Source organism: Paenibacillus sp. F4 (assembly GCF_002894905.1).
GTDB lineage: Bacteria > Bacillota > Bacilli > Paenibacillales > Paenibacillaceae > Paenibacillus > Paenibacillus polymyxa_B.
Genome location: NZ_POVS01000006.1, coordinates 336,333 through 353,632, shown reverse-complemented (window position 1 = coordinate 353,632; position 17,300 = coordinate 336,333). Strand labels below are relative to the sequence as shown.

At 47.7% G+C, this 17,300-nt stretch carries 16 protein-coding genes and 1 riboswitch; of the genes, 11 read left to right on the top strand and 5 right to left on the bottom strand.

Annotated elements, in window-relative coordinates; genetic code table 11:
* The first annotated feature begins 133 nt into the window (after positions 1-133).
* The gene (locus tag C1T21_RS04105; RefSeq protein ID WP_103047325.1) at positions 134-1,225 is read left to right on the top strand and encodes a diguanylate cyclase; all 1,092 of its coding nucleotides are present in this window, start codon (positions 134-136) and stop codon (positions 1,223-1,225) included.
* A gap of 67 nt (positions 1,226-1,292) precedes the next feature.
* Here the strand turns inward: C1T21_RS04105 and C1T21_RS04100 are convergent, their stop codons facing one another.
* Both C1T21_RS04100 and C1T21_RS04095 read right to left on the bottom strand, forming a co-directional pair.
* Complete coding sequence (locus tag C1T21_RS04100) at positions 1,293-1,766, bottom strand: Rrf2 family transcriptional regulator (RefSeq protein ID WP_069290611.1); 474 nt, start codon at positions 1,764-1,766, stop codon at positions 1,293-1,295.
* Between the two features lie 66 nt (positions 1,767-1,832).
* The gene (locus C1T21_RS04095; RefSeq protein ID WP_103047324.1) at positions 1,833-4,787 is read right to left on the bottom strand and encodes a glycoside hydrolase family 3 protein; all 2,955 of its coding nucleotides are present in this window, start codon (positions 4,785-4,787) and stop codon (positions 1,833-1,835) included.
* A gap of 234 nt (positions 4,788-5,021) precedes the next feature.
* Between C1T21_RS04095 and C1T21_RS04090 the strand changes: the two genes are divergently transcribed.
* The 4 genes from C1T21_RS04090 (at position 5,022) to metE (ending at position 11,085) form a co-directional block, all read left to right on the top strand.
* Entirely contained in the window at positions 5,022-5,492 is a 471-nt protein-coding gene (locus tag C1T21_RS04090; protein WP_103047323.1) for an AbrB/MazE/SpoVT family DNA-binding domain-containing protein, read from the top strand.
* Positions 5,493-5,783: 291 nt separating this feature from the next.
* Positions 5,784-7,733 (top strand): anaerobic ribonucleoside triphosphate reductase, encoded by a 1,950-nt coding sequence (locus C1T21_RS04085; RefSeq protein ID WP_103047322.1) that lies wholly within the window; start codon positions 5,784-5,786, stop codon positions 7,731-7,733.
* Positions 7,730-8,227, top strand: a complete 498-nt coding sequence (nrdG, locus tag C1T21_RS04080; RefSeq protein WP_103047321.1) for an anaerobic ribonucleoside-triphosphate reductase activating protein — start codon at positions 7,730-7,732, stop codon at positions 8,225-8,227. Before C1T21_RS04085 ends, nrdG begins: the two co-directional genes overlap by 4 nt.
* A gap of 183 nt (positions 8,228-8,410) precedes the next feature.
* A riboswitch (cobalamin riboswitch) is annotated at positions 8,411-8,606 on the top strand.
* Positions 8,607-8,766: 160 nt separating this feature from the next.
* Positions 8,767-11,085, top strand: a complete 2,319-nt coding sequence (gene metE, locus C1T21_RS04075; protein ID WP_103047320.1) for a 5-methyltetrahydropteroyltriglutamate--homocysteine S-methyltransferase — start codon at positions 8,767-8,769, stop codon at positions 11,083-11,085.
* A gap of 88 nt (positions 11,086-11,173) precedes the next feature.
* On the opposite strand, the gene C1T21_RS04070 is transcribed toward metE, so the two are convergent.
* A complete protein-coding gene (locus C1T21_RS04070; protein ID WP_103047319.1) occupies positions 11,174-11,707 on the bottom strand; it encodes a DUF6985 domain-containing protein in 534 nt (177 codons plus the stop codon).
* Between the two features lie 381 nt (positions 11,708-12,088).
* Here C1T21_RS04070 and C1T21_RS04065 point away from each other — a divergent pair, with 381 nt between their 5' ends.
* The 5 genes from C1T21_RS04065 (at position 12,089) to C1T21_RS04045 (ending at position 15,276) form a co-directional block, all read left to right on the top strand.
* A complete protein-coding gene (locus C1T21_RS04065; RefSeq protein WP_061830478.1) occupies positions 12,089-12,418 on the top strand; it encodes a PadR family transcriptional regulator in 330 nt (109 codons plus the stop codon).
* Entirely contained in the window at positions 12,411-12,956 is a 546-nt protein-coding gene (locus tag C1T21_RS04060) for a DUF1700 domain-containing protein (protein WP_103047318.1), read from the top strand. The genes C1T21_RS04065 and C1T21_RS04060 overlap by 8 nt, the downstream gene beginning before the upstream one ends.
* Before the next feature lie 4 nt (positions 12,957-12,960).
* Positions 12,961-13,812 (top strand): DUF4097 family beta strand repeat-containing protein, encoded by an 852-nt coding sequence (locus tag C1T21_RS04055; RefSeq protein ID WP_103047317.1) that lies wholly within the window; start codon positions 12,961-12,963, stop codon positions 13,810-13,812.
* Positions 13,813-13,932: 120 nt separating this feature from the next.
* Entirely contained in the window at positions 13,933-14,652 is a 720-nt protein-coding gene (locus tag C1T21_RS04050; protein ID WP_103047316.1) for a 3-ketoacyl-ACP reductase, read from the top strand.
* A gap of 186 nt (positions 14,653-14,838) precedes the next feature.
* Positions 14,839-15,276, top strand: a complete 438-nt coding sequence (locus C1T21_RS04045) for an AbrB/MazE/SpoVT family DNA-binding domain-containing protein (protein WP_013312449.1) — start codon at positions 14,839-14,841, stop codon at positions 15,274-15,276.
* A gap of 69 nt (positions 15,277-15,345) precedes the next feature.
* On the opposite strand, the gene C1T21_RS04040 is transcribed toward C1T21_RS04045, so the two are convergent.
* On the bottom strand, positions 15,346-15,804 hold the full coding sequence (locus C1T21_RS04040) for a hypothetical protein (RefSeq protein ID WP_103047315.1): 459 nt from the start codon (positions 15,802-15,804) through the stop codon (positions 15,346-15,348).
* Between the two features lie 120 nt (positions 15,805-15,924).
* On the opposite strand from C1T21_RS04040, the gene C1T21_RS27225 reads away from it, so the two are divergent.
* The gene (locus tag C1T21_RS27225) at positions 15,925-16,086 is read left to right on the top strand and encodes a hypothetical protein (protein ID WP_013312451.1); all 162 of its coding nucleotides are present in this window, start codon (positions 15,925-15,927) and stop codon (positions 16,084-16,086) included.
* A gap of 25 nt (positions 16,087-16,111) precedes the next feature.
* On the opposite strand, the gene C1T21_RS04035 is transcribed toward C1T21_RS27225, so the two are convergent.
* Complete coding sequence (locus C1T21_RS04035) at positions 16,112-17,275, bottom strand: nitric oxide synthase oxygenase (RefSeq protein WP_103047314.1); 1,164 nt, start codon at positions 17,273-17,275, stop codon at positions 16,112-16,114.
* Positions 17,276-17,300: the final 25 nt, after the last annotated feature.

The following is a 17,300-nucleotide window of genomic DNA, read 5'->3' as shown; positions in this document are numbered from 1 at the left end:
TATGCACCAAACACGTGAACGAAACGTTATAAGCGCACCAGCGTAATAAATTTCAATAAATTCTTCATTTGCAAGCTTAATGTCAGTTTTTTTGATAAAATGAAGGAATATGCCTCTCGGGAGGGTTAGCATCTTGTTCAGTACGTTTTTTGTAAATACCTGTATCCTTGTCACCTTTTTGTACATAACCGGCCTTATATCACAAAGATATAAAATCCGGCTGCACACCTTGAAGCGTAAGATACATTGGATTGGAGGCGCCCTTTTTGGGTGCTACGGCATTGTCATAATGTACTATTCAATTCCAGTAGGATTTAATACGATCGCCGATCTTCGCCATCTGGCCATCGTAGCTACCGCGACTTACATGGGCGGTCCGGCAGCACTCATGGCTACCCTATTTGTATGTGTAGGTAGATTATTGCTGTTTGGTATCAACACTCAAGCCATCGTAGGTGCCATTTTTATGATGTTCGTCGGTCTGGGTTGCGCTTTGCTGTCACATCTGTCCTGGTCACGTTTACCCAAGCTGATGATTATGAACGTTTTTGCTTTGGGCATTATATTCTGTCCCCTTATGATTAATTTGAAAAATCTTGATGATGTTCTGCACGTGTATCCGCTCCAATTCTTCATTTCCATGGTCGGCGGATGTCTTCTGTACCTCATTGCTGAATCTATCAACACATCCAATGAGCTGTTACTTCGACTGGAGCATACCTCCTACACAGACCATCTCACTAATTTAAGCAACAGAAGACAGCTTGAGTTTTCATTGGAAGAGAAGCTCCCTCAAGCTCGCCAACGTCATGAGCACTTATCTGTACTGGTGTTGGATATTGATCACTTCAAGGAAGTCAACGATACCTACGGACATGCGGCAGGAGATGCAGTGCTGCGCCAGCTTGGGCAGATTTTAATGGAAAAATGTCGTCCTAATGATGTAGTCACCCGCAGCGGGGGGGAAGAATTCACTGTGCTTTTGCCGAATTGTGCTTTTCGACAAGCGCTGCGCATAGCTAATCAGATTCTAAGTGGAGTAAATCAGCACGAGTTTATTTTAGCGGACGATCTTGTTCTTAAAGTCACGGTGTCCATCGGCGTGACGACCTTTCCTGGTACCGGGGAAGATATGTCCGGGGCAGCCCTGCTGGAGCAGGCAGATAAAGCACTATACGAAGCTAAAAATGCAGGACGTAACCGGGTTTGCTCATATGAAATATAATTTGAGGCATGACCATTTCATAGAAATAGCCGATACAACCCTCTCTTGAGAGTCGTATCGGCTATTATCATTTTGAATCTTCATTATGATTGCATTTCCCCACCACGAGTGATGTACGATTGGCAAGCGAAGCCAGCGTATGGGACCCCCATACTTCTAGCATACGTTGTTCGCTCTCGGCTAAAATTTCGGATACGGCTATCGCCAACTCCTCACAAAAAGGATTGGTTTCCGGTTCATGCATCATACCCGGGAAAATCGGATCACATATTTCAATGGCGTGGTATATATCGGCAAGTGTAATATGGTCGGCCGAGCGGGTAAGCACATAGCCTCCCTCACGACCTTCGCGTGCTGCAATCAAATCTGCCTGTACAAGTCGCGTCAGCACCCTGCGCACCAGAGTGACTTCGCAGTCAATGGAACGGGCAATAGAACCGCTGGCACAGAGTTCTCCGTACTTTTCCAAATAGACAAGCGCCTTTACCGCCACCCCAAGCCATTTGGGCGTTGCGGTGCGTAGTCGTTTTTCACTATTCAAATGAGATGACACCCCTAAGCTGTAGAAACTTCGTTGAATGCATTGTACGTGATGTCAGAAGTAAGTTCAAGCCTGAAAGCCGGAATCCTCTGTAGCATTAGCGCCCAAAGTAAAATGAGCTAGCCGCACTTCCCCGCTCAACAACAGGTATACATCACGTGTGCCAGAGACTGAATGTACCGCTTCCGCGAGCGTAGTCCATGCTTGCGCCCCTCCTGTATTGCCCACGTTCACACGTGCCACAGCTTCGCTGTCCGGCGCATCCAAACGCAGCTCAATTGTGGCATCGCTGCTGTTGCCTGACACGCGGCACTGAAGCTCGACCACACTCACCGTATCCATGTCTACGCCATGAAAGGCAATCCAACCGGAACGTTGAGGTGTCCGCGGACGTACACAAGCCTCCCTTTGCTCCTTGCTTTCATCCAATACGATGTCGGAGCAATCATCAAAGTTTTCAGCGCGGATACTTCGTCCGGCTTGACGTGGTGGAATAACTTCGCCACGAACGTACACAGGGTGCTCCAACCGGATATCCGCTGAGGAAGCGCCTGCCAGCAGTGTATATTCTCCCGATTCAACGCAATAGCAATCCCGTGTAACATCCCAAATTGCCCAATCCTTCATCCGAATCATAAAGGAAACCGTTCGCCTCTCACCTGCCTCTAAGCGAATACGTTGAAAACCGCACAATGTCTTCAGTGGTCGCTTTACTCGTGAGGCTCCGGGCCGTACATATAGTTGTACAACCTCTTCACCAGCAGCTACGCCCCGATTCGTCACCTCTACCCACACCTGGAGCGTATCCACGGCATCCAGTGCAGCAATAGATTTTACGCTATCCTTTGGGGCATCGGTACGCAGGTCACTATATTCAAAAGGTGAATACGTCAACCCATGGCCAAACGGATACAAGGATTCACCTTCAAAATATTGATAGGTACGACCGCCGCGAATAATATCGTAATCTTTGATGTCGCCCAATTGATCTTCGCTCCGAACCCAGGTCATGTTCAAACGCCCCGCTGGCGCGTAATCTCCAAATAACACATCTGCTATTGCCGTACCCTGCTCTTGTCCCGCATGAGACGTGTATACGATTGCTGGAATATGCTCCTGAACCCAAGGGATGGCAAATGGATAGCTGCCCGTCAGAACCACAATCGTATTCGGATTGACGTGATACACTTCCTCGATAAGCCGTTGCTGGGAAGCTGCCAGTTCCAAGCCTGGACGGTCATTCTCTTCCTTTCCATTGATGAGCGGGTGATTTCCAACAAATACAATTGCTGTATCTGCCGCTTGCGCAGCGGCTATCGCTTCCGCTAAACCATCTGACACCGTCTCTACCTGGAATGTTGTATGGCTCTGTCCTGAAACTGTCGAGGCTGTCGAGGCGTTATTCTCTACAGCGTGAAGTGCAGATTTTTCAGCCTCCACTACCTTTAATGAGCCCTCCGTTCCGGCAATCACTGGTTTGCCATTCCATGTTGTCCACAGATGCTCTCCTTGTCCAACAGGAGTCAGCCCAAAGACCTCTTTGACATACCAGCCATACGCTTCATCAGCTGTCACACGGAGCGTCTCCTCATCACTCGTCACGTAAGTACCCAGATGCTCATCATGTAACGTCACACTGCCATAGCCCCAATCCGTCATGGTCAATATCGTGGGCTTTCCATCCTGGGACAGGCGCATCTCACCAGAAGAATCGACTGTGAGCTTCGCTCCGTCATTCGCCGCCGTCAAGGTCACGCGATTCTTGGCATCACGGTACACGACGCGTTCCTTTGCGTCCTCGCCTTCCAGTTTGGCACGAATCGCCTCCAGCGGTGTAACCCGGTAGGGTAGCGTACCGGAATACCAGTCGCGGTACACCTCATTGCCATGCGTACCAATGACCGCTACTTTGCCGCACCGGGCAGGGTTCAAAGGCAAGAGTTCATGCTCATTTTTAAGCAATACGATCTGCTCCCTCGCCGCACGCAACGACAATTCACGGGCTTGCTCTGTCAGGAGAGCTTCCTCTCCGATTGAGGCATAAGGATTGTCTGCCGCCGGATCAAATTCCCCCAAACGAAAACGGACACGGAACGTATGGAACAATGCCCGATCCAAGTCTTCTTCTTGTAGCGTTCCTTGCGCCAAGGCTTCACGAATCGCCTGTTTGGAGAGCTCTGCATCATCTGTAATGCTGTCAATTCCCGCCCGAATAGATTCGGCCACACCTGGCGTGTGGGAATCGTAATACTGATGATCGTTGACAATCCCCATGACATCACCCGCATCACTTACGACAAAGCCGTCCATCCCCCATTCGTCCCTGACAATATCGTTAACCCCATGATATAACGTAGCAGGTGTTCCATTAATAAGGTTGTAAGAAGTCATCATCGACTGGGCGCCGCCCTCCGTAAAAGGCTTCTCAAAGGCTCTTAGGTAATATTCTCGCAGGTTTCGTGGATCTATACTGGAGGAGCCACTTCCCCGATCCACTTCATTATTGTTACCCAGAAAATGTTTTAAAGTGGCGACCGCTTTCAAATATACCGGATGATCCCCCTGTATCCCCTTGACTAACTCCTTTGACAGCTCTCCCGTCAAATATGGATCTTCGCCGTAAGCTTCCTCATTGCGTCCCCACCTCGGGTCACGCTCCATATCCACTGTAGGTGCCCACAGGGTCAGACCGTTTAATTTGGGATCACGACGATAGTAAACACGCGCCTCATCTGCGATAACAGAGCCGATGAGGCGCATTAATTCCGTATCCCAAGTACATGCCAATCCTACAGGCTGAGGAAATGAAGTCGCCTCACCCAACCACGCTATCCCGTGTGCCGCTTCCGTACCGTGCTTATAAGCTGCGACTCCCAATCGGTCAATGGCCGGCTGGTATTGCAACATGGATTCAACCTTTTCCTCCAAGGTTAGTCGCGACACAAGATCCCGTACACGCTCATCCAGATGAATCTTCGGATCTTGAAATAAATATTCGATACCCGTTGTTTCATGACTCATATCCGTCATCTCCTTAGCTTAATTAAGATGATTAAAGGTTCATTCATGAAAGCGTTTTAATATATCATAGCTAAAAAGGGGTACCCCGGCAACAATACCGAAAACATCCTATACTGGTTGAAAGAGAGACCGCAGCATAAAGACAAAAAAAGTTGTATTTTACCTTCAATATACAAAGCTAAAAATAATATTTTTTGGTATAATCAGGATATATCACTGAAGGAGGAAACGCTAATGAAAAATACCGGAATGACAAGGCCTCTGGATCAATTGGGGCGGATTGTACTCCCTAAGGAAATGCGCACCACAATGGATATCAATATCGGTGATTCACTTGAATTTTTCGTAGATGAAGAAGGGTTTGTACTAAGAAAATACACCGGTGTCTCCTGCAAATTTTGCGGCGCGGTGGATCATTTAACTTATTTTCGCGACAGCTTTATTTGCGCAGAGTGCATCCAGGTATTAAAGACCGATGAAAATGTGCATGCCACAAGCGCCGATGCTATCCAGGCTCAAGAACATTCCAAGCCGACCCGAACCAACACAACCTGGCAACCCAAGCAATCTAGAGTGCAGCAAGGTGAAATGGTAAAAAAGCTACGCAAGCTGATTCAGGAACACCCGAACCTGCCACAAAAAGTGTATGCCGAAATGCTGGATATTTCCCAAGGCCGGGTGTCCCAGTTGAAAAAGCTACTCTAAACCTTCTCAAAACAATATCCCAAGATCCTATACTATGTACTCGCAAGCCTATCATTTTCATCGCAACTACGATGGCCAGATATAGAGTAAGGTGCATATCCGCGGATGTGTCCCTTACTCTGTATCTGGCTTTTTTATGTTGCCCGCTCCTACCAATGTGACAATAGTCACATACTCTCAATGTATACGTATATACAATATATAGATCGAAACAATTGGTTAACACAAGATATCATCAATATGTTGTTTTTGTGAAAAATATATATATTTTACTATATGGAGGGTTTTACGATGAAGGTGCTGGAGGAACATCAATTATACGACATCGGCGAGCGGGTCATTGGGGCACAAGATCTGGACATGCTGCGGGAGAATGCAAATTTGAATGGAGAATCGTTCAGCGGCAAAATGAGCAAGCTTGGGTCCGAGTATGCCAAATGGTATGCGCGCCTGCGGGTACTTCCGCCTGAACTGACGAACGCGATTGACCACGGGTATGTATATGTTCACGATTTGGACCAATATGCACTCGGAACTACAAATTGTATCTTTATTCCTTTTGGTCGTTTACTGCGAGACGGCTTCAATACAGGCAACGGCTCTGTGCGCACACCGCAAACGATTATGTCTGCTATGGCACTGGTCGCCATCATATTCCAGTCTCAGCAAAACAGCCAATTCGGAGGTGTCTCTGCCAATAAAATCGATTGGGACCTTGCCCCATACGTTGCCCGGTCCTTCCGCAAGCATCTGCGCAAGGGACTTCGGCTGTTCGAGGAAGAGGTAGAATCCAGTCTGTCTGACGACGAACTACATATGGCCAATCCCCATTTGCAAGAAGTCTGCCCTCGTTCATACGCATTCGCACGCGAAGAGACGGAAACGGAAACCCGGCAGGCTGCTGAGTCGCTCATTCATAACCTGAATACCATGAGCAGTCGGGCGGGTGGACAGATCCCATTCACTTCACTGAATTACGGAATGTGCACGTCTGCTGAGGGACGACTTGTTACTCAATCGCTGCTGGAGGCCACTATTCGCGGCTTGGGCAGCGGGGAAACTCCTATTTTTCCACAGCATATTTTCCAATGCAAAGAGGGAATCAACCAGGCAGAAGGCGACGTCAATTATGATTTGTTCTTACGGGCGGTCGAATGCTCTAGCAGACGGATGTATCCCAATTTTGTGAATGTGGATGCCACCTTCAACCTGCCTTTTTACCGTGCTGATGACCCGGATACCATTATAGCGACAATGGGTTGCCGTACCCGCACCATTTCTGACCGTTTCGGTAGAAACCGGCAGAGTGGCAAGGGAAATCTCTCCTTTAATACCATTAATCTGGTGCGGCTTGGCATTGAGTATGGTATTTGCACAGGCAAACGCCTAACACCTGACCGTGATCGCTTTGATGCGAGACTGGAAGAAGTTATGCGCATTGCGGTAGATGGCCTAATCCATCGCTATCAAATCCAGACCAGCCAGCCTGCCAAAGCCTCGGACTTTATGATGCGCGAAGGGGTATGGGAAGGTGGAGAACAACTGGCGCCAGATGATAAGGTGGGAAGCGTACTAAAGCACGGTACGCTTTCGATCGGGTTCATCGGGCTGGCTGAGTGCATGAAGGCACTATACGGGAAACACCATGGGGAGGATGATTTTGTATACCGCGAGGCACAGCGAATCATCACTTCCATGCGCGTGTATTGCGATCGAATGAGTGAATATCACAATTTAAATATTACATTATTTGCTACGCCTGCCGAAGGTCTGTCGGGCAAGTTCACATTGCTGGATCAACGTGATTTCGGGATTATTCCTGAGGTAAATGATCGAGAATATTACACCAATTCTTTTCATATTCCCGTGTATTACACGCTCCCGGCTGCTCGTAAAATCAGCTTGGAAGCTCCGTTCCATAACCTATGCAACGCTGGTGCGATTTCATACATCGAGTTGGACGGTAATGCGCGAAATAACCCGGATGCGTTTCTTAAAATTGTTCAGTACGCGCTGCATCAGAACATCGGCTACTTCTCCATCAACCACCCGGTGGATCGTTGTACGGAATGTGGTTATGAAGGGATTATCGGGACAAGCTGCCCCCAATGTGGCACAGATGAGGAGCATACACACTTTCAGCGCTTACGTCGGGTAACCGGATATCTGACAGGAGATTATACCGTTCGCTTTAATGCTGCAAAACAGGCAGAAGTTCGAGACCGGGTGAAACATAAGTGAATTTGTGTGGCTACATTCCGGAATCTCTGAACGAAGGATACGGCCTGCGCACTGTCGTGTTCATTAGCGGTTGCCGTCATGCCTGTCCCGGATGCTTTAATCCAGCGTCGTGGAGCTTCCGTGCAGGTGAGCCATTTACACCCCAACGACAACAGGAAGTCATTCGTGACATCATGGATAATCCGTTGTTGGACGGACTGACTCTCTGCGGGGGAGATCCGTTTTTCTCAGCAGCAGAATGCTCGCAATTTGTGCGTGACTTCCGCGAGGCCTGTCCCGACCGAACCGTGTGGGCTTATACTGGCTTTGTCTATGAAGATTTACTCACAGATCAGGAGCGACAGGAGCTAGCGCTTTTGTGCGATGTGATTGTGGATGGTCGTTTTGTAGAACAGCAAAAGGACCTGACCCTTCCCTTCCGGGGCAGTCGCAACCAGCGTCTGGTAGATGTAAAAGCCAGTATTCAGGCAGGCTATACCGTTCTATTGACATAAGGCGATGCTTACCCAGCAAGCAAGAGGCTATATCTAATCTAAGACAAGTCCCCATCATGGGTAAGGCTTGTCTTTTTTTCATATAGCTAACAGATTCCATTGGGGTTTCTATTGCGCATCCTGTAAGTTTCACTTATGATGGTGAACAAGTATACGAGTGCATAATTATTCGTCATACCTTAACCGCATAGCTTGGAGATAGGTGTCTGTTCTATTCAGATCAGGCTTAAAAGGGAAGCCGGTGCAAATCCGGCACGGTCCCGCCACTGTAAACGGGGAACTTTCAGCTGTTCATACATCCACTGGTCCACAGACCGGGAAGGGATGCTGAGAGTCATGATCCGTAAGTCAGGAGACCTGCCTATTTTAACAACATCGCAAGTACCTACGGAAGATAGGGAGGTGTTAAGAGCAGTCGCCGTATTTTTGATTTTTTAATCACGGAGGCATTCTTTCCCCTACTTATTTTTAACTTTGGGGGGAAGAATGCCTTTTTTGGTACGTAAAATAAAACAGCTACCCGCTAGGAGGAAAAGTACATGTCCGTTATTGAATGGCCTGAATTGTCCGGCTTGATTAGCAGTAATCTGGGATATCCGCGTATCGGCGAAAACCGGGAATGGAAGAAAGCGCTGGAACGCTTCTGGAACGGCAGCATTAACGAAAGCGAACTGCAGACGGAGATGAAAAGATTACGGTTGGAGCATCTGAGCAAGCAGCGCGACAAGGGGATTGAACGCATTCCTGTCGGAGACTTCTCCTATTACGATCACATGCTGGATACATCTGTAATGTTCGGTCTGGTACCCGAACGGTTCAACCATCGTCCCGCAGGTCCGGTTCCTCTGTCTGTGTATTTCGGGATCGCTCGTGGACAGAAGGGAGCAACAGCCAGTGAAATGACCAAATGGATGAATACCAATTATCACTACATCGTTCCTGAATTGGCAAACGCAGTCCCGGTGTTCACTGAAAATAAACCTTTACAGGCTTATCGTGAAGCAAAACAAGAACTAGGCATTGATGGGAAACCGGTCCTCATCGGCCCCTATTCATTCGTTACCCTATCCAAAGGCTATGATCGTAAGGAGCTTGCCTCTATTATAAGAACCTTCCTGCCTTTATACACCCGTGTCCTGTCTGAACTAGCAGCAGAAGGTGTCCAGTGGGTCCAAATCGATGAACCTGTCCTGACCACCTCATTCCCAGCAGAGGATCTGGACATTATTCAGGAAGTCTATGAAGTTTTGAACCAAGCTGCGCCCTCCTTAAATATAATGCTGCAAACCTACTTTGGCAGCCTGGACCATTATGAGCGTCTGTCCGCACTTCCTGTACAAGGGCTGGGTCTTGATTTTGTGTATGATGATGGCGAAAATCTTCAGCATATATTGCAGCATGGCTTCCCTAAAGAGAAAACGCTGGGCGCTGGGGTCATTGACGGGCGCAATATATGGCGCAGCGACCTGAACGCTGTGGCTGCTCTGCTGGGGCAGTTAGCAGAACAAACCACTGCCGCACAGCTTATCGTACAGCCATCATGCAGTCTGCTGCATGTGCCAGTCAGTCTGGAGGCAGAGCAAAAGCTGGACAAGGAGCTGGTGCAAGCGCTGGCCTTTGCCGATGAAAAGCTGGAGGAAATCGCCGTCCTGACGGCTGCACTTGGCAAACACGATCCTTCCGCACTCGCCAAGCTTGAGCAAAGTGCGGATGCGGTAGCCCGTTTCAACAGTTCAGCGGCACGCGTACAGACAGCTGCCGATCTGGCCGACCTGTTGGCAAAAGAGCCTCTGTCACGCAGCGTTCCTTTCGCCGAGCGTCGTGAGATTCAGCAAAATAAGCTGAAGTTGCCTCCACTGCCTACGACGACCATTGGTAGCTTCCCGCAAACCGCCGAGATCCGCAAGGCCCGCCTGCACTATCGCAAAGGAGAATGGTCAGCCGAGCAATACCGGACGTTCATCCAACAGCAAATCAAGGAATGGATTGATATTCAGGAGGACATTGGCATTGACGTGCTTGTACATGGGGAATTTGAGCGGACCGATATGGTTGAATTTTTTGGCGAGAAGCTGAACGGCTTTGCTTTTACGCAAAACGGATGGGTGCAGTCCTACGGCTCCCGCTGTGTCAAACCGCCGATTATATACGGAGACGTTTCCTTCGATCAGCCCATGACCGTGGAAGAAACGGCATTCGCTCAATCGTTAACCTCCAAGCCTGTTAAGGGAATGCTTACAGGCCCTGTGACCATTTTGAACTGGTCTTTTGAACGTAATGATATTCCACGCAGTCAAGTTGCTTTTCAGTTGGCTCTGGCATTAAGGGCAGAGGTAGAGGCACTGGAACAAGCCGGCATAGGCATGATTCAAGTCGATGAGCCTGCAATTCGTGAAGGGCTTCCGCTGAAAAAAGAACAACAGCAAGCCTATCTGGATTGGGCAGTTCAAGCCTTCCTTGTGACCACGGCCACCGTAGAGCCAGCGACTCAAATCCATACGCACATGTGCTATTCCGAATTTCAGCATATGATCCAGTCCATCTCCGATATGGATGCTGACGTTATATCTATTGAAACTTCGCGAAGCCACGGAGAACTGATTGTCAGCTTTGAAGATCAGGTATACGACAAAGGCATCGGTCTAGGTGTGTACGATATCCACAGTCCTCGCATCCCCGATGTATCTGAAATGCTAAGCATGATCCAGCGTGCCCTGCGCGTACTGCCATCAGATCTGTTCTGGGTTAATCCGGACTGTGGTCTGAAAACCCGCACCAAGGAGGAATCTGTCGCCGCCTTGCGGCAAATGGTACAGGCGGCTCAAGCAGCCCGGGCTGCATTGGCTGTATCCAATTAATTTTTTTATCGTATCCAATCGCGCCATCATTTTCACCTTCTCCTATTCCCCTTTCCGGCCCTTTTTGCTAAAAGCCAGGAAGGGGGATTTATTCTAGGTCATATAATGTATAAACGCCTTGAATATGCTCCATTTTCATCTGCTTCATATGTACGCCTAAGCCATGTTCTCGATCCCAGGAGCAACTAAAATTCAAATACAGTTCATCCTTTGCCGATGAGTCGGAAATCAGTATAGACATAAGCTGTATTCGATTCAGCAATTGTTCCGGCCGCTCCACATAAGGCGCATATTCATCTGGGTCCTCTCCCCATGTATTGTAAGCATTCCGGTACTTTTCCACTATGCCAGCATAATGATGGTGTATGGACTCCAACACTTTAAGATGAATAGCTGACGAATATTCCATATACTGCTCCCATGTCTTTTTTTGCAACTGTGTAGGTTCTTCTATAGTCTGTGCCTGTTCTTCGGAGTCGGCTCCCACGATAAATTCGACTTCTACTTCCGAGGGCTGCCCGCAAAAATTAACATGTACTACACCACGAAGAACAATCTCCTCAGATACATCCCAAGACTCATCATCCTGTTCCAGTTCCATATACCAGTGTTTCCAATCCACCCTTTACCACCTCTTCATAAAAAGTAATCTTTAACCCTATTGAATACTTTACAATCTATCATTTTAATGAATGAAATTAAAGCGGCATCCTATTTGGGCTTCCAGGCAGATTTCGAGGAATTTCCAAATGAAACTACTTTTTTCTACAACATTCGCTATTCAATAAAGCCTTCAAGAAAGAAAATCTGCCCATTTTGGCACAAATATTTTATTATTAAAAATTTAGTACCTTGCATTAATCAGTACATGATGTTAAATTATACCTGACTACTGTTCTATAATTAGTACCCGTGACAAATTATGCACAAACACACGTTTCTTCCCCTTATTCCGAACGACACCTATGAATCATTGATAACATCCAGGAAGGGAGCACCGCTCGTGAATGTGAACATCCAATTCAAAAAAGGGGTACTGGAACTGTGCGTTCTAGTTCTAATTGGACGCAGAGACCGTTATGGCTACGAGTTGGCTCAAGCCGTCTCCCGTCATATTGAAGTAGCTGAGGGAGCCCTATATCCACTGCTTCGCCGTCTGGTATCAGAAGGATACTGCACAACGTATTTACAGGAATCGACCGAGGGGCCTCCCCGCAAATATTATCGGCTGACTGATACTGGAAGCCATTATACAAAAATACTTACGCGGGAATGGAATGATTTTGTCCATCATGTCGCAAGCCTACTGGAGGAAGGAAATTCCGATGAATAGAAAACAGTTTCTTACAGAGGTGGAGCAGCGTCTTTCTCCTCTCCCTGCAGAGGTACGCAATGAGCTGATTAGTGATTTGAGCCAGCATTTTGACTACGGGTTGGTCAATGGAAAAAGCGAAAGTGAGATTGCCCATGAGCTGGGTAACCCAGAGGATATTGCCCGAGAAGCGTTGGATGATCCCAATGCAGCCTGGAACGCTTCTCCTCCCCAGGGAAGCTTCGCACGCAATCTTTTTACTTTCTTAGGACTGCTGTTTCTCAACTTGCTGATCTCCATCCCGATTATGGCTACCCTATGGGTAGTATGGGTTTCATTGACCGTGGTAGCGGTCAGCTTCATTGCAGCCCCCCTTCTCGCCGTTACTGATTATGCGCTAAACAGTACCTTTTACCCGGCCAAATTCTTTTTCTCTATCACGTTGACGGGTATAGGTCTATTGCTGCTGCCTGGAGTACGCTATCTCTTACTACTTATGGTCAAAGGCACAGTACGATACTGGAAATGGAATCAGACTACCCTGAGGGGAGCTTACTAACAACATGAATAAAAAGTGGTTTATGGCAGCAGGTCTGTGCATTGTGATCGGTGTAGCCGGAATGGTGGCTTACGGTGCCCCATGGAGTCAACAAGTCATGAAGGAAACAACTGCGATTAACAAAAAATGGACGTTCACACGTGGTCAGCTACAGAAGCTGAAAGTGGACAGTTCTGATGATGTCTCTATTTTGTTTACTCCCGGCTCTGGCGACCAAGGTACGATACGCATTAGTGGAGAAGTTCAGACAAAGGTAGCCGACCAAATTCATAATGCCCGAATTGAGAACGGTATGCTTACGATTCAATCGGAGCCGGCCGCTTCCTTGTCATTCCTTTCGATCACCCCTGATGTGGATCAAACGATTACCGTAGAGATGCCCTCCGGCGAAACACTAACTGACCTACAGGTAGATGCACATTCAGGGAATGTAAAACTTCAAGATGCCTCCGTGCAGAATACTTCCATCACCGCTACTTCAGGCACTGCCGAGATTACAAACCTCCAAAGTACCCACCTGATCGCAAATTTAACATCCGGCAATTTTACAGCCAGTCAGCTTGCAGCAGATATGGAGTTGAAGCTTACTTCTGGCGATGTTACCATCCGCGATTATAGCGGTAATGGCCTTATTTCCCTAACCTCAGGGGAGACAAATATTACGCAACGTGCCGTAGCCAACTTGGAAGTGAATGCTGATTCTGGTGACGTGAAGATTAAGCAAGCTCCCGATTTTAAAGGTGTTTATAATGTCCACTCTGACTCTGGGAGTATAGATACTCCCGAATCTGTTCCCGGTAGTGTGAATGTGATAAAGGTAGAAACCACCTCAGGGGATATTAATATTTCCAAATAGGAGACCTCTGGATGAATACCTTATCAGAGGCGAAGTTTGGTTCAATGAGTTTAACCTTGTATAATGTAACCATGTGCTCACATGCACAACCACGTTATGGAGTGAAAAGGAGGAGACTGGATGGAACTTAAGAATAAAACAGCCATTATTACAGGAGCCAGCAAAGGAATCGGTAAAGCAATTGCCGAAACTTTAGCCAAGGAAGGCGTTAACCTGGGATTAATCTCACGAACATTGACTGACCTGCAAAATCTGCAGGATTCGCTGGGGAGTACATACGGTGTGAAAGTGGTGAGTGCTGTTGCAGATATATCGGATCGCGCACAGGCCGCTGCCGCTGTAGCTTCACTGGAACACGAGTTGGGCGCTGTCGATATTTTGATCAACAATGCAGGCATTGCTACCTTTGGTACAGTCGCAGATATGGACCCCGAAGAGTGGGAACGTATTATTCGCGTAAACCTGATGGGAACCTATTATGTTACACATGCTGTGCTTCCAAGCATGCTGGCACAAAAGAGCGGAAACATTATTAATATCTCCTCGACGGCAGGAGAACGAGGTTTTGCAACAGGCTCGGCATATTGCGCATCCAAATTTGCTTTGATGGGCTTCACGGAAGCACTGATGCAGGAAGTTCGCAAATCTAACATTCGCGTCACCGCGCTGACTCCAAGCACTGTCAATACAGAGCTGGCAGCAAACGCAGGATTGCCTATTGGTGATGAGGATCGCATGCTTCAACCACAGGATTTGGCCGATCTGACATTAGCCGCATTGAAACTGCCTTCACGAGTTCAATTAAAAGTAGCCGGTATTTGGACAACCAACCCACAGTAATTCGACATGACATCTTAGATTCATTGGCTGCACAATGCTCCGGCAGACGTAATTGTTCGTCATGCCGGAGCTTTTTTTTCAGCATAGCTATACCAAAATAAACTGTAATATAAGCGCTTTGTACTTCCAGCATATATACATACAATTCCTACAACTATAAGCGCATTTCAGGAAAGGGGAAAAATGATGAAGAACACAGGAATGACACGGCCATTAGACCATTTGGGCCGCATTGTGCTGCCCAAGGAGCTGCGCAATTCTATGAATATTAATATTGGAGATGCCCTCGATTTTTTTATTACCCCAGAGGGGCTGATGATTCGCAAGTATACAGGGGTTTCTTGCTATTTTTGTGGTGCCGTAGATCATTTGAGCTATTTTAGGGATCATCTGATATGTAAAAGTTGTATTGAAAATCTGAAGAGCGATAATCCTTCCAGTCATTTGAGTGAATCCCGTCCTGTCCAGCCCAAGAAAAGAAGGAGTTACAGAAATCAGAATGATCTCCTGAATAAACTAAAACAGCTCATGCAGGAGCATCCTAATGTATCTCAAAAAGAATTAGCCGAAATGCTCGAACTATCCCAAGGACGCGTGTCGCAGCTTAAAAAGCTACTTCTTTAAATCATCCGACCCGATCTCGTCTGTTCTAATCAACAAAAAAAGAGCCTGACGGCTCTTGGATCATCATCGTTACGCAATGTCGGACTGCTCCATAACCGGGACCCGATAGGCCAGCAAGGACTCGTCTATTACGGCAGAAATAAACGTTGCTTCTATTTCAGGCACCAGTCTAAGCGCATAATTCCATGCGTTTTCTTCAATTTGCAGCGCAAGTCGCTGCCGGGTCCCTATCCCGTTCTCTTGCTCCAACGCATCGGAGAGGTCCACTAATTCCGTATCGGCGGCGTGCCCGATCTCATGTGCAAGCACAACCGTAAAATACTCCTCAACTCGATCAACGCTGCCGAACATTTGTAAACACTGTGTTTCGATAACGTCCGTATACATGGTAATGGCGTGAGCATTCATAGCATATTTGCCCCCAATCAGCCTTCCACCAGGAAAACGTTTCTCCAGCTTGACTGTCACACCTATAGCAGCCCGTTCCAACAGCTCAGCGACAATGCGCTCTGCCTGATTTCTTTCCAACTTAGCTTCGCTCCTCAAACCAGGATATATAAAGTTATATTTACTTTAAACTTATGAAATCATGGATGTGTTCATACCATATACAGTACGATATTATACCTTTTTACAAAGGAGAATACCATGTCAGAAGATTATTATATAGGTTGGGGAACGCTTGCCCTGATTAATGCCGGCTTGGCACAATCCAAAAATCGGAGCGGGCTAAATTGGTTTCTGCTCTCCCTATTAATAGGACCACTGGCTACCCTTTTTATCGTTGCATGGGATAAGCTGGAGTCCTAATCCAGCCATTAGGCCATTCCCATCGTTACCCGGAATGAAAAGGGCAGCCTTGGCGCTTCTGCTGAAGCACTGTATCTGATGCTGTATTAGCCTGTCTCGACATATACGGCTTCTCTTGAACTCCGAAATTCGGCTTCACAAGCCGATTATCATAGGAGCTATGAAAAATATGCGTTGTCGCCGGGGATAGCGGGGGGATCAGCCATGTCCAATTGCCTGTCAGTGCACGCCCAGCTTTGGCTTCCCGTTCCTCAAACAGCTTGAATTGTGCCGCTGCGGTATGGTGGTCGACAATGCTGACTCCCGCTTTTTTAAAAGAATGCAGCACAGCAATATTCAATTCCACCAGCGCCCGATCACGCCAAAGCGTTGTTTCACTCGTCGTATCCAGCCCCATCAGCTTAGCCACCTGTGGCAACATATTATAGCGGAAGGTATCCGCAAAATTACGGGCGCCGATTTCTGTTCCCATATACCACCCGTTAAAGGGAGCCGCTGTATAGATGATACCGCCAATCTCCAGCGTCATGTCGGCAATCATAGGCACGGCATACCAACGTAATCCCAAGGAAGCGAAACCCGAAAGTTCTGGATGCTCAATGGCTACCTCCATCACTAAATGTTCAGGAATATCAAATAGCTCGGGAGGCCGCCCGCCTGCTTCCACAACCAGTGGCAATATATCAAAAGGAGTCATCGCCCCTTGCCAGCCCATATCCTTACAAGCATTGGTAAAATCCACCGAGATCGGGTCTCCGATGATCCCTTGATCGGTTTCATATCCAGCGTAACGAATGAGTTGATGGTTCCAGATGCGGATATTCGGCTGCCCCGGCTTGGAGGCGCGAAATACAGTAAGCGTTGGCTTAATTTTACCGCCATTCGTTCCTATGCGTATATGCTCCAGTAGCTCGCTGGCCACCTCCGTCGCATCTGATGCGCCCCGCGCATCCCTGACCAAAAGCTTGTCCCAAAATAAGCGCCCGATGCAACGATTGCTATTGCGCCAAGCCATGAGCGCTCCGTGCTCCAGCTCTTCGTAAGTATGATCATACGTTCCCGTAGCCTCTATGTCGTAACGAATATTAAGAAGCCGGGCTTCCGCTTCATCGCGGCTTCGGCCCAGCTCCTCATAACATGTATATATAAACTGCTCCGCTTCATGCAAAAGCTGTTGTTTTACTTTCATAACATACACCCCATCCCGGCAGCTC